Annotated in this window: 11 protein-coding genes; 6 read left to right on the forward strand and 5 right to left on the reverse strand. The window is 66.3% G+C overall.

The features are described 5' to 3' along the window. Positions 1-24 precede the first annotated feature (24 nt). Both AB7M16_RS18230 and AB7M16_RS18235 read right to left on the reverse strand, forming a co-directional pair. Positions 25-1,449, reverse strand: coding sequence for a serine hydrolase domain-containing protein (locus AB7M16_RS18230; protein WP_453944721.1), 1,425 nt, complete (start codon positions 1,447-1,449; stop codon positions 25-27). 141 nt (positions 1,450-1,590) lie between these two features. Further along, positions 1,591-2,646 (reverse strand): helix-turn-helix domain-containing protein, encoded by a 1,056-nt coding sequence (locus tag AB7M16_RS18235; RefSeq protein ID WP_453944722.1) that lies wholly within the window; start codon positions 2,644-2,646, stop codon positions 1,591-1,593. Positions 2,647-2,934: 288 nt separating this feature from the next. Between AB7M16_RS18235 and AB7M16_RS18240 the strand changes: the two genes are divergently transcribed. The 3 genes from AB7M16_RS18240 to AB7M16_RS18250 all read left to right on the forward strand — a co-directional run bounded on the left by AB7M16_RS18240 (position 2,935) and on the right by AB7M16_RS18250 (position 5,311). Continuing rightward, positions 2,935-3,852 (forward strand): pirin family protein, encoded by a 918-nt coding sequence (locus tag AB7M16_RS18240; protein WP_439401795.1) that lies wholly within the window; start codon positions 2,935-2,937, stop codon positions 3,850-3,852. 63 nt (positions 3,853-3,915) lie between these two features. Continuing rightward, on the forward strand, positions 3,916-4,830 hold the full coding sequence (locus AB7M16_RS18245) for a phosphoribosylaminoimidazolesuccinocarboxamide synthase (RefSeq protein WP_212255592.1): 915 nt from the start codon (positions 3,916-3,918) through the stop codon (positions 4,828-4,830). A gap of 205 nt (positions 4,831-5,035) precedes the next feature. Continuing rightward, positions 5,036-5,311: a hypothetical protein gene (locus tag AB7M16_RS18250; RefSeq protein WP_212255591.1), complete on the forward strand. Its 276-nt coding sequence runs from the start codon at positions 5,036-5,038 to the stop codon at positions 5,309-5,311. A gap of 158 nt (positions 5,312-5,469) precedes the next feature. Here AB7M16_RS18250 and AB7M16_RS18255 read toward each other — a convergent pair whose 3' ends face one another. The 3 genes from AB7M16_RS18255 to AB7M16_RS18265 form a co-directional block, all read right to left on the reverse strand. Continuing rightward, the gene (locus AB7M16_RS18255; protein WP_453944723.1) at positions 5,470-6,963 is read right to left on the reverse strand and encodes an NAD-dependent succinate-semialdehyde dehydrogenase; all 1,494 of its coding nucleotides are present in this window, start codon (positions 6,961-6,963) and stop codon (positions 5,470-5,472) included. Between the two features lie 110 nt (positions 6,964-7,073). Next, the gene (locus tag AB7M16_RS18260; protein WP_172787983.1) at positions 7,074-7,394 is read right to left on the reverse strand and encodes a hypothetical protein; all 321 of its coding nucleotides are present in this window, start codon (positions 7,392-7,394) and stop codon (positions 7,074-7,076) included. Positions 7,395-7,903: 509 nt separating this feature from the next. Next, positions 7,904-8,905: an adenosine kinase gene (locus AB7M16_RS18265; protein WP_439365014.1), complete on the reverse strand. Its 1,002-nt coding sequence runs from the start codon at positions 8,903-8,905 to the stop codon at positions 7,904-7,906. 124 nt (positions 8,906-9,029) lie between these two features. On the opposite strand from AB7M16_RS18265, the gene murJ reads away from it, so the two are divergent. The 3 genes from murJ (at position 9,030) to AB7M16_RS18280 (ending at position 12,297) form a co-directional block, all read left to right on the forward strand. Beyond that, positions 9,030-10,562 (forward strand): murein biosynthesis integral membrane protein MurJ, encoded by a 1,533-nt coding sequence (murJ, locus tag AB7M16_RS18270; protein ID WP_453944724.1) that lies wholly within the window; start codon positions 9,030-9,032, stop codon positions 10,560-10,562. A gap of 81 nt (positions 10,563-10,643) precedes the next feature. Continuing rightward, positions 10,644-11,696 (forward strand): tryptophan--tRNA ligase, encoded by a 1,053-nt coding sequence (trpS, locus tag AB7M16_RS18275; protein ID WP_453944725.1) that lies wholly within the window; start codon positions 10,644-10,646, stop codon positions 11,694-11,696. Positions 11,697-11,802: 106 nt separating this feature from the next. Next, entirely contained in the window at positions 11,803-12,297 is a 495-nt protein-coding gene (locus tag AB7M16_RS18280; protein ID WP_172787987.1) for a universal stress protein, read from the forward strand. Positions 12,298-12,314: the final 17 nt, after the last annotated feature.

The following is a 12,314-nucleotide window of genomic DNA, read 5'->3' on the forward strand; positions in this document are numbered from 1 at the left end:
CCCCGCAAGCGGGGAGAGATTGAGCTAATCCACTCCCGCCAGCTTCCCCTTTTCGCGCGTGGCTGCCACCACCTCGCGCACGAGATCGAACACGCCATCCGCCGCCGGCGGCCAGTTCGGCGAGCGTCCAAGGCGCACGATCACCAGTTGCTCAGACGGGATCACGATGGCGTATTGCCCGATCGTGCCCTTGGCGAAGAAGGCATCGCGCGGCCAGCCATGTTCCACGCGAAAGTTTGCGCCAAAGCTGTCGCCCTGGTTGGTCCAGAAGCCGGCGCCGATGCCGACCCAGGCATTCGGCGTGGCCGTCGCCGAATAGTTCACCCACCCTTCCGGCAAGATGCGTTTGCCGCCGGCGACGCCGTCATCGAGATAGAGCTGGCCGAAGCGCGCCCAGTCGCGCGCAGAGGCGAGCATCTCGCTCGACCCTTCGATCGTGCCGGCGCCGTCGAGCTGGAGCACGACATGGCGCATGCCGAGCGGGGCGAACAATTCGCGGCGCGCAAAGCGCAGCGCGTCTTCCGGCGTGCCACCGGCCGCATCGCGGATCAGATGCGAGAGGATGAGGACGTTGCCGTCGTGATAATTCCACGCGGTGCCGGGCGCGGTCTGAAGCGGGATGGTCTCGGCATAGGCGGCCATGTCCTTCTCGGCGAATTTCATCCGGTTGACGGGCTCGAAGGCGGAGCCGAGCGAAGCCTGTAGCGAGCTGCCGAGCGCAAGGCCCGCGGTGTGACGCAGCAGCTGATCGACGGTGATGGCATGGCGGGGATCATCGGGATCTTTCCAGGCCGCGACCGGCGCGGGACCGTCGAGCTTCAGCTTGCCCTGGCGCACCAGCACGCCGATCAACGCCGAGATCACCGATTTCGTCATGGAGAAGCCGAGCAGCGGCGTCTCGGGGCCGATGCCGTCGGCGTAGCGCTCGGCGACGACGCGGCCGGCCTTCAGCACGACGATGGCGCGGGTGCGGCGGTGAGGCGGCTGCGCGGGCTCGGCGAAGGCCCGGTCGAGCGCGGCGGCGAGCGAGGGGTTTTGCGGCGACACGATCGCGGGGCCGGCGATCTCGGGCAGCAAGGCGGGCCGTTTGTCGCCAGGCGGCGGCGCGACGGCGGCAATGCCAGTGCCGTGATCGAGCGTGCAGCCGAGGCCCTCGCGATAGACGGCACGGCTGCGGCCGAGGCCGAACAGCGTCACCGTGACATCCTTGCGGACGGAATCGACCCTGTACTCCATCGCCCAGCTGATCAGGTTCGCTCCGGGCATGGCGTCGGTGGTCTCGGCGAAGCTGCGGCTGGGATCGAGGCCTGAGACGAACGTCTCGGCGCACAGGATGTCGGCGACGAAGCCGGTGGCGACCTTCGGCACGTCGCGGGCCCGGGCCGCGCCGAGCGCGAGGCCGGCTGCGGCGATGCCGGTGGTGAGAAGGAGGATCTTGCGGCGGGTCACGGGCTTTCTCCGGCTGGGACGCATGCTGGAGGAAGCCGGAGCAGCCGGAGGTGCGCTCGCCGGATTTGGAAAATGGCCTTGTTGAAACCGAACTGACCTCGCCGATTCCAGAATTTCGGTGTGATTAGAATGGCTTGGAAATTAGGCCGCACTTGTCTTCAGCCGCCGGTACTCCGTCGGCGTCACGCCCGTCACCGCTTTGAACGCCCGGTTGAACGGCCCCAGTGACTGGAAACCGGCATCCATGGCGATGGTGATGACGGGGACCTCGGCCTGGGCGGGATCGGCGAGCGCGGCCTTGGCTTCCTCGATCCGATGGTTGTTCAGGAACACATTGAAGTTGCGATAGCCGAGCCGCTGGTTGATCAGCCGGCGCAGCCGGTATTCGGGAATCTTCAGCCGGCCCGCCAGCGCGCCGATGGTGATGTTCTCCTGGCGATAGATCCGCTCGTCCGCCATCAGGCGCATCAGGGCATCGACGAGTTTCTGGTCGGAGTCCTCGGCCGCGGGCTGGACCAGCGCGACCGGGAGTGCGGGCTCTGGCGCAATCGGAAACAGGTCGGCGCCATCGACGCGCATCATCGCGTAGGCAATCGCTGCAACGATGCAGGCGAGCACGCCTGTATTGATTGTGTTGGCGACATCGCCCGCGCTGAAGGCAACGAGGATCTGGAGCACCGCATTCGACCCGCCATAGAGCACGGCAGCGCAGACGATGAAGACGCGCACGCGGCGGCGACGCTCGACCAGGTCGGCGGACCATGATCGAATCGTCTGCGCCACCGCAAGCGCGATGAAACCGAGCACGATCAGGTTCACTGCAGTCACGGAGAACCGCGCGTTGCCACCGGGCGCGATCCAGAGACACCCGACGAAGCTGAAGGCGGTCACCGCAGCCCAGATCAAACCGTGCCACCAGCGCAGGCGAAAGGCGTCGTCGAACAGCGCGCGTGTGAACAGCCAGAATACGACGATATTGCCGGTCGACAGTGCAATCAGCGGCGCGTGCCAGACCGGAACGAGCGACGACACGCCGATGGAATAGCTCGCGGCATGCGCCGCCGAGCCGAGCGCGAAGGCCGCACCGAGCCGGGCTGCCAGCACATTGCGGAACTCGGAGAGCAATGATGCCGTCAGTACCAGCAGCAGCGCGACGCTGGCAGCGCGGAAGGCGAGCTCGGTTGTGGCAAGTGTCATCGGGTGATGCGACGGTGCGGTTGAAGGCAGCCGAACATCGTTTGTTGCGCCGGGTTTTTCAAGGACCATCCGCATACAAGGATTAGCGGCGCCCACCGCTGTCATCGCCCGGCTTGACCGGGCGATCCAGTACACCGAGACGCCAGTGATTGAATCGACGGGCTGCGGCGTACTGGATGCCCCGGTCAAGCCGGGGCATGACAGCGGAGTATGTGGTTCGGCCTTTGTCGCGACGGCGATGCGAAATCCTGCTACGATCGCGCTCAACAAAGCTAAAAGGAGTCCACCATGAGCTGGCAGCCCTCGAACGATCCCGTGCTCGGCGATCCCATGTCCTGCGATGCGCTCGATCTCGTCATCGTGCCGCGCACGCGCGACCTCGGCGATGGGTTCGCGGTGCGCCGCGCGTTGCCGCACGGCAAGCGGCAGATGGTCGGGCCCTTCATCTTCTTCGACCATTTCGGCCCGGTGCAGTTCGTCTCCGGCAAAGGCATGGACGTGCGGCCGCATCCGCATATCGGGCTTGCCACCGTCACCTATCTGTTCGACGGCGCGATCATGCATCGCGACAGCGAGGGTAACGTCCAGGAGATCGCGCCCGGCGCGATGAACCTGATGACGGCGGGGCGCGGCATCGCACATTCCGAGCGCACGCCGGATGCGCAGCGCGCCTCGGGCCAGAAGATGCTCGGCCTGCAAAGCTGGATCGCGCTGCCGGCGGGCTCCGAAGAGATCGCACCGTCGTTCCAGCATTACGCGGCGGGCGACCTGCCGATGATCTCCGAGCGCGACTTCACCGCGCGGGTGATCGCGGGCTCCGCCTTCGGCATCGCCTCGCCGGTGTCGATGGTCTCGCCCTGGTTCTACACCGAGGTCACGGCGGCGGCGGGCGCGAGCGTGCCGCTCGATCCCGATCATGAGGAGCGCGCGATCTATGTGGTCGACGGCGTGGTCGAGATCGCGAACGAGCGGTACGAGGGGCCGCGCCTCCTGATCTTCCGGCCCGGCGACCGCATCACCGTGAAGGCGCTGAAAGCGACGCGGATGATGTTTCTCGGCGGCGATGCGCTGGAAGGCCCACGCCACATCTGGTGGAATTTCGTCTCCTCCAGCAAGGAGCGGATCGAGCAGGCCAAGCAGGACTGGAAAACCGGCCGCTTCGCGGCAGTTCCGCAGGAACACGAGTTCATTCCGCTGCCGGAATAGGCTAATCCGGTCTCCGGTCGCGCCGTCAGACGCGGCCGGATGTCCTGCGCGAAGGCTTTGCCGATGACCACCATGCTCTCCAGCGACCTGCCTCTATCCAAGATCGGACGCGGCAAGGTGCGCGATATCTACGCCGTCGACGACGACCGCCTGCTGCTCGTCACCACCGACCGCATCAGCGCCTTCGACGTCGTGATGGGCGAGACCATCCCGATGAAGGGCGCGGTGCTGACGCAGATCAGCGCGTTCTGGTTCAACGAGCTCGAAGGCGTAGTGCCGCATCACATGATCAGCGCCGACACCGACGAGATCGTCGCGGCCGTGCCGGCATTGCAGCCGCACCGCGCCGAGATCCTCGGCCGCGCCATGCTGTGCAAGCGGACCACCGTGTTTCCGATCGAATGCGTGATCCGCGGCTACCTCTCGGGCTCCGCCTGGAAGGAATACGCCGCCAGCGGCACGCTCGCCGGCGAGAAGCTGAAGACGGGCCTCGTCGAGAGCGAGAAGCTGGAGCCGGCGATCTTCAGCCCGGCGACCAAGGCCGAGAGCGGACATGACGAGAACATCACCATCGCGAAGATGCGCGCGGTGGTCGGCGACGAGGTCGCCTACACGCTGGAGAGCATGACGCGGGCGATCTACACGCTCGGCGAGGAGCTCGCCCGCGAGCAGGGCATCATCATCGCCGACACCAAGTTCGAGTTCGGCCGCGACAAGGACGGCCGCATCATCCTGATCGACGAAGTCATGACGCCGGATTCTTCGCGCTTCTGGGCGGTGGATGCCTACAAGCCGGGCCAGCCGCAGGCGAGCTTCGACAAGCAGCCGCTGCGCGACTATCTCGACGTCGAGCGCCGCGCCGGCCGCTGGAACGGCGACGCCCCGCCGCCGCCGCTGCCGGCGAGCGTGGTTGACGCGACCAGCAAGCGATATCTGGAAGCGTATCGGCGCGTGACCGGAGCGGAGCTGAGGATTTAGGCGCGGTTTGCTGACGGATGCATGTCTGGATTGGCGCGCTTCGCGGCAGGACAACAGCAAAGTATGGACACGCCTTTGACGCTTTGCGCCGACCCAAGGGCTCTGGGGCTGCGATCTCGCCTCCATTGATCCAGATCAAGCCGGGAGCCAACGATTAGAGAAAGCTGATCACCTCGGCTTGATACAACAAACGAGGGAGATCGCCATGACCCTGGTAGGCACCAAGCGAACGTTACTTTTTGCAGCCGTCCTGGGCTGCGGAATTTTCGGCTCGACCGACTGGTCAAACGACACCGTCATCGCGTTCGGCGTTCCAAGCGCTGAAGCCAGGGTCGGCCGGCCGGCAACCCCCGTGAGCGTTGCCGGCGTCGCACGTCGAACCACGCGACGCGCGGTCGTGGGGGGAGCGGCGGTGGGTGCGGCAGCTGCCGGCGCGGCATGCGTCCGTGTCTATGTGAACGGCGCCTACGTCTGCCGCTGATGCCATCCGCGCCGGCGAACTCAACTCGCCGGTCCGGGCTACGACGTCAGCTCCGTCATTGCGAGGAGCCCTTGCGACGAAGCAATCCAGGCTGCCTCTGCGGAGGGATTCTGGATTGCTTCGCTGCGCTCGCAACGACGTGGAGAGATGATGGTGGCTTACACCCCCGCCATCATCACGTATTTGATCTCGACATATTCTTCCATGCCGTGACGCGAGCCCTCGCGGCCCAGGCCGCTTTCCTTGACGCCGCCGAAGGGCGCGACCTCGGTGGTGATCAGGCCGGTGTTGACGCCGACCATGCCTGATTCCAGCGCTTCGGCGACGCGCCAGACGCGGCCGATATCGCGGGAATAGAAGTACGAGGCGAGACCGAAGGGCGAGGCGTTGCACATCGCGATGACGTCGGCCTCGTCCTTGAAGCGGATCACGGGTGCGAGCGGGCCGAAGGTCTCCTCCTGCGACACCAGCGAGTCCGGCTTGACGTCGGCGAGCACAGTCGGCTCGAAGAAGGAGCGGCCGAGCTCGCTGCGCTTGCCGCCGGTCACGACCTTGGCGCCGCGCTTGACGGCGTCGGCAATGTGGCGCTCGACCTTGTCGACCGCCTTCATGTTGATCAGCGGGCCCTGCGTGACGCCGCTCTCGGTGCCGTCGCCGATCTTCATCGCCGCGACCTTCTTCGACAGCTTCTGCACGAATTCGTCGTAGATCTTGTCCTGGGCGTAGATGCGGTTGGCGCAGACGCAGGTCTGGCCCATGTTGCGATATTTCGAGACGATGGCGCCTTCGACGGCAGCCTCGATGTCGGCGTCGTCGAACACGATGAAGGGCGCGTTGCCGCCGAGCTCGAGGCCGAGCCGCTTCACGCCGACCGAGGCCTGCTGATAGAGGATCTTGCCGACTGCGGTCGAGCCGGTGAAGCCGACGAAGCGCACCGCCGGATGCTCGCACAGCACCTTGCCGATCGGCGGCGCGTCACCCGTGATGATGTTGAGCACGCCCTTGGGGATGCCGGCCTTCTCGGCGAGCACGGCGAGCGCCAGCGCCGACAGCGGCGTCTCGTTGGCGGGCTTCAGCACCACGGTGCAGCCGGCGGCCAGCGCCGGAGACACTTTGCGCGTGATCATCGAGTTCGGGAAATTCCACGGCGTGATCGCGCCGCAGACGCCGATCGGCTGCTTGATGGCGAGCAGGCGCGCATCAGGCCGCTGGCTCGGAATGGTCTCGCCATAGACGCGGCGGGCTTCTTCCGCAAAGAACTCGATATAGGCGGCGCCGATATCGACCTCGCCGAGCGCCTCGGTGAGCGGCTTGCCCTGCTCGGAGGTGAGGATCAGCGCGAGATCCTCGCGATTGGCGGTGATCAGCTCGAACCATTTGCGCAGGATGTTGGAACGCTGCTTGGCCGTGTGCTTGGCCCAACCCGGAAAGGCACGCTCTGCGGCTTCGACCGCTCTGGTGGTGTCGTCAGCACCAAGCTGCGGCACCTTTGCCAGCTCGACGCCCGTGGCGGGATTGTTGACGGCGAAGACCGGCGCACCGACCCAGGCGCCGTCGATATAGCAGGCCTCCTTCAGCAGCGAGGGGTCCTTCAACCGGTCGCGCAGGGTGGCGGTGGATTGAGTGGCGCGGGCGGCGGCGGTCGGGGTCATGGCGTTCTCCCTGCGGGCGATCGGATTGGCCCGGAATATAGGGACAGGCGGCGCGCAATGCACCGCCCCGCAACGCACATCTGATGGGAATTAAACTCGGAGCCGCGAGGTTACGCCGCGCCGCTCATATAGGTCTCGCGCCGGCCGATCATGCGCTCGGCGGCCGCCTTGGCGTCGGCCTTGGAGGACGTCGCGCAGGTCCGGTATTCGAGATCGGGAACGTGGGAGGTGTCGCGACGGCCGAACCACGACTTCGAGCCGACCGGCAGCAGCGCCAGCGCCTGCGCCAGATTGTCGACCGCGCCGAAAGAATAGAGCGCGCCGGTGCCGGCAATGCGGACCTCGTAAATCCCGGGCGAAATCGGCGCCTCCAGGTTCTCGCCCCGTCCGGCACGGGGATAGCGTTTCCATTCGCTCCAGGTCGATATCATCTGAGGTCCCCCCTCGCCGCCCATGCACGGGCGGCGACATTTGCATCAAATCTTAATCAGCCCATGAGCCGGGCCGGGTGCTGAACGCGGCAGCTCACGAAATGTTTCAAGCTGCCGAAACTATATCGCCTCGAGCCCTCCCGAGGTGAGGCGACGTCCGGCAATCCACCGCAGATTGTGAGAGAGCGTCGCGGTTCAGTCCCGCTGTCGTCGTGCCTCGGACCAAGGCGGTCAAGTCACGACATCGCGACCAGTGCGGGCATCCGGACGCGTTCGCCGCGCGTGAAGGCAGTCGACTACTTCAAACAATAATCAAACCCGAGGAACGCCATGCAGACAGCAGAGTCCAAGGCGCGCATCTGCATCACCACCGTCATTGCGAGCCACCGGGTCCGCGCGAAGCGCGGCCCGATGACAGGCTCCGCGAAGCAATCCAGTCTGCCGCCATGGAGGGACTCTGGATTGCTTCGTCGCTGCGCTCCTCGCAATGACGGGGAAAGAGCCTTGCTCTACCCCGTCAGGCCGCGCTGCTCCGCCAGCTCCTTCAGGGACACCAGTGGGCGGGCGCCGATGTGCTGGATGACTTCGGCGGCGGCGAGCGCGCCGAGCTCGCCGCACTGCTTGTAGCCGAAGTTGCGCGCGAGGCCGTAGAGGAAACCGGCGGCGAAGAGATCGCCGGCGCCGGTGGTGTCGACCACCTTCTCGACCGGGAAGGCCGGCGCTGCGACCGCGTCTTCCGACGACACCACCATGCAGCCCTTCTCGCTGCGAGTGACGATTCCGAGATTGACGTCGTTGCGCAGCTGCTTCAGCGCGGTGTCGAAGTCCGAGGTCATGTAGAGCGAGTGCAGCTCGGACTCATTGGCGAACACGATGTCGACGGTGCCGCCCCGCATCAACGAGAGAAACTCGTCGCGATAGCGATCGACGCAGAAGGAATCCGACAGCGTCAGCGCCACCTTGCGCTTGGCGTCATGGGCGATCTTGGCCGCCTTGACGAAGGCCTCCTTGGCGTTCTTGGGGTCCCAGAGATAGCCTTCGAGATAAACGATGCCGGCAGCAGCAATCTCGTCCGGATCGATGTCGGCGGGCGACAAATCCTGCGCCGCACCGAGATAGGTGTTCATGGTGCGCTCGCCGTCGCCGGTGACCAGGATGTAGGAGCAGCCGGTGGCGGGGCCGTCCTTGGCGGCGGGCGTGTTGAAGGCGACGCCGGCTGAGCGGATGTCGTGAACGTAGAGCTTGCCGATCTGGTCGTCCTTGACCTTGCCGACATAGGCGGCGCGTGCCCCCAGGCTGCCGATGCCGACGATGGTGTTGGCGGCCGAGCCGCCCGAGACTTCGGTGGCCGGCCCCATGTCCTTGTAGATGGCCGCCGCCCGCGCCTCGTCGATCAGCGACATGCTGCCCTTGGTCATGCCATGCTTGGCCAGAAAGGCCTCGTCGGTCCGAACCAGCACGTCGAACAGCGCGTTGCCGATGCCGAGAACGTCATATTTCACGTCAGCCATTCACCTTGATCCTGTTTGCCGGATTGCGGACCTTACGGAAATCCGCTTCCTGTCGGCCTGAAATCCAAGCTCGCGGCCTATCACGACCGGGCCTTGGCGGGCAAGCAACGGTATTTTCGAGAGCATGATCCGCTCCTTCCTGACCGTCTCGACGGGAACGCTGGCCTCGCGCCTCCTGGGTTTTGCCCGCGATTCCCTGATTGCGGCGCTGCTCGGCACCGGCGCCGTGGCGGACGCGTTTCTGGCGGCGTTCCAGCTCGTCAACGTGGTGCGGCGGCTGCTCAGCGAGGGCGCGCTGAACGCGGCGCTGATCCCGGCCTGGTTGCGGGTGCGGGACCGCGACGGAGTGGCGGAAGCCGCGGCGTTCGCCGGGCGCGTGCTCGGCACGGTCAGCGCAGCGCTGGTCGCGATCTCGCTCCTGATCGCATTGTTGATGCCGCTGATCATGACGGTCATCGCGCCGGGATTCCTCGGCAGCGGCACGCTCGATCTCGCGGTTCAGAACGCGCGGCTGATGCTGCCTTACCTCGCCTTCGCCGGTCCCGTCACCGTGCTGATGGGACTGCTCAACGCGCAGGGACGCTTCGCGCTCACGGCATTCGCGCCGCTGCTGTTCAACATTGCGCTGATCGCCGCGATCGCGATGTTGCTCGTCGGGCGGGCAGAGGCCGGCTTCGCCGCGTGGATCCTGGCTGCGACCGTTGGTCTTGCCGGCCTGCTGCAACTGATGATGCTGCTGTCGCAGCGAAGCGCGCGCCTCGCGACGCCGCTGCGCGCCAGTTTCGACACGGAGATGCGCGGCTTTTTCGCCAAGGCGATCCCCGGCATGATCGCAAGCTCGGGGCCGCAATGGCTGATGGTGGCGGGCGCGATCATCGCGTCCGCGACGCCGTCCGCGGTGTCGTGGCTCTATTTCGCCAACCGCTTGATCGAGCTGCCGCTCGGCATCGTCGGCGTCGCCATGGGTACGGTGCTGGTGCCGGAGCTGACGCGCGCGGTGGCTAGCTCCGATCGCGACGCGGTGGCGCACGCCGAATCCCGTGCGCTGGAGCTTGCGACCGGGCTGGCGCTGCCGGCGACCCTCGGCCTGATCGTGCTCGCCGAGCCGATCGTGCGGCTGTTGTTCGAGCATGGCGCGTTCGGTGCGGAGGACAGCACGGCCACCGCGCGCGCGCTGATGTGGCTGGCGCTGGGCTTGCCGGCCCATGTGCTGATCAAGGCGCTGTCGCCGGCGTTCTATGCCCGCAGCGACACGATGACGCCGCTCATGGCCACCGCCAAAGGCTTTGTGGTCGCGGTCGCCCTCGCGGTCCTGCTCGGCCATCTCTTCGGCGCGAGCGGGATCGCGGCGAGCATCGCGGCGGGCGCCTGGAGCAGCGCGCTCTCGTTGCTCCGAAAGGGCACGCGCGAGTTCGGCTTCTCGGTGGACGATGCCGCGCGAAGACGGCTGCCGCGGATCGTGCTCGCCGCGGCCGCGATGGGCGCCCTGCTCTGGCTGTCCGCGGATCTGATGCCTGCGGAGGCGCATGGCCTGATCCGCTTCGTCGTGCTGGGTGTGCAGATCGCGGCCGGGATCGCGGTCTACGGCCTGCTGCTGCAGATCCTCGGTGCCGCCTCCTGGCGCGAGGCGGTTAACGCGCTGAAACGACCCGGCTGACCCACGGCCCGCGCGAAAGACCCTTGACGGGGCAGCGCCGCTGTTGGAAACGACGGCCGAATACCTATGGGAAGGCTGACCATGCCATTCGTTGAACGGGTCTTTTCCGGCGTCCAGCCGACGGGCAATCTGCACCTCGGCAATTACCTCGGCGCCATCGTCAACTTCGTGAAGATGCAGCAAACCCACAATTGCATCTATTGCGTCGTCGACATGCACGCGATCACGCAAGGGGTGGACGTCTGGGGCGGACCGGTCGAGCTCGCGCGCAACACCCGCGAGGTGACCGCGGCGTTCATCGCGGCCGGCATCGATCCCAAGAAGCACATCGTGTTCAACCAGAGCCAGGTCTCGGGCCATGCCGAGCTCGCCTGGATCTTCAACTGCGTCGCGCGCATGGGCTGGCTCGGCCGCATGACCCAGTTCAAGGAGAAGGCCGGCAAGGACCGCGAGAACGCCTCCGTGGGCCTGTTCGACTATCCCGTGCTGATGGCCGCCGACATCCTGCTCTATCGCGCCACCCACGTGCCCGTGGGCGAGGACCAGAAGCAGCATCTCGAGCTCTCCCGCGACATCGCGCAGAAGTTCAACAACGACTTTGGTGACTCCATCCGCGCGCAGGGCACCAATGACGGCCTGTTCTTCCCGCTGCCCGAACCCTTGATCACGGGTCCGGCGACGCGCGTGATGAGCCTGCGCGACGGCACCAAGAAGATGTCGAAGTCCGATGCGTCGGACAATTCGCGCATCAATCTCACCGACGACGCCGACACCATCGCGCAGAAGATCCGCAAGGCGAAGACCGATCCGGAGCCGCTGCCGACGGAAGAGAAGGGCCTGGAAGCGCGGCCCGAGGCCGACAATCTCGTCGGCATCTTCGCCGCGCTGTCCGGCCGTTCCAAGGCGGACGTGCTGCGCGAGTTCGGCAACGGCCAGTTCTCCAGCTTCAAGAACGCGCTGGCGGAGCTGTGCGTGACAAAACTCGCGCCGATCGCCGGCGAGATGAAGCGCCTCGTCGCCGATCCCGGCCATATCGACGCGATCCTGAACGAGGGATCCGACCGGGCGCGCGCGATCGCCGACGAGACGATGAAGCTCTCCAAGGACATCGTCGGCTTCATCCGCCGGCGCTAGAGCCGCCATTGCAAGACCGGCTGGCGCCACGGCGCCGGCCGCTTCTCCTCTCCCAAACGTTGCGGGAGTGTGGCAGCATGCTTGCCGTGCACAATCCGGGACATGCATGACCAGCAAGCGACTTTGCTACGAGCCGGGTCACAAGCCCAAATGCCTCGTCATCGTCGACGACAGCGCCGAATGGGATCGCGCCGTCTATTACGCCAGCCGCTGGGCGATCCGCGCCGGCGGCGGTGTGGTGATGCTGCGCATCATCGAGCCGGAACAGCAGAGCCAGGAATGGCTCGGCGTGGCCGACATCATGCGCGCCGAGGCGCAGGAAGCCGCCGAAGCCGCGCTCGACCGCGCCGCCGGGCGCGCCAACGGCATTGCCGCCATCACGCCGGAGCGGGTGATCCGCGAAGGCGAAGCGTTGGAGCAGCTGCTCGCTGTCATCGACGAGGACCCCGATATCGCCATGCTGGTGCTCGCCGCCAATCCCGGCGCGGAAGGACCCGGGCCTCTGGTTTCGCTGCTCGCCCATGCGCTCGGCACGTTCCCGGTGCCGGTGACGATCATCTCGGGCGCCCTCAGCGACCAAAGCGTGGATTCGCTGTCGTAGCTGCGCTGCTCTTACCC

Source organism: Bradyrhizobium sp. USDA 372, from assembly GCF_053629095.1.

Coding starts and splice junctions, on each gene's coding strand:
- AB7M16_RS18235 (WP_453944722.1), bottom strand. CDS start 2,646: ATGACACTTGCCACAACCGAGCTCGCCTTCCGCGCTGCCAGCGTCGCG.
- AB7M16_RS18240 (WP_439401795.1), top strand. CDS start 2,935: ATGAGCTGGCAGCCCTCGAACGATCCCGTGCTCGGCGATCCCATGTCC.
- AB7M16_RS18245 (WP_212255592.1), top strand. CDS start 3,916: ATGACCACCATGCTCTCCAGCGACCTGCCTCTATCCAAGATCGGACGC.
- AB7M16_RS18250 (WP_212255591.1), top strand. CDS start 5,036: ATGACCCTGGTAGGCACCAAGCGAACGTTACTTTTTGCAGCCGTCCTG.
- AB7M16_RS18255 (WP_453944723.1), bottom strand. CDS start 6,963: ATGACCCCGACCGCCGCCGCCCGCGCCACTCAATCCACCGCCACCCTG.
- AB7M16_RS18260 (WP_172787983.1), bottom strand. CDS start 7,394: ATGATATCGACCTGGAGCGAATGGAAACGCTATCCCCGTGCCGGACGG.
- AB7M16_RS18265 (WP_439365014.1), bottom strand. CDS start 8,905: ATGGCTGACGTGAAATATGACGTTCTCGGCATCGGCAACGCGCTGTTC.
- murJ (WP_453944724.1), top strand. CDS start 9,030: ATGATCCGCTCCTTCCTGACCGTCTCGACGGGAACGCTGGCCTCGCGC.
- trpS (WP_453944725.1), top strand. CDS start 10,644: ATGCCATTCGTTGAACGGGTCTTTTCCGGCGTCCAGCCGACGGGCAAT.
- AB7M16_RS18280 (WP_172787987.1), top strand. CDS start 11,803: ATGACCAGCAAGCGACTTTGCTACGAGCCGGGTCACAAGCCCAAATGC.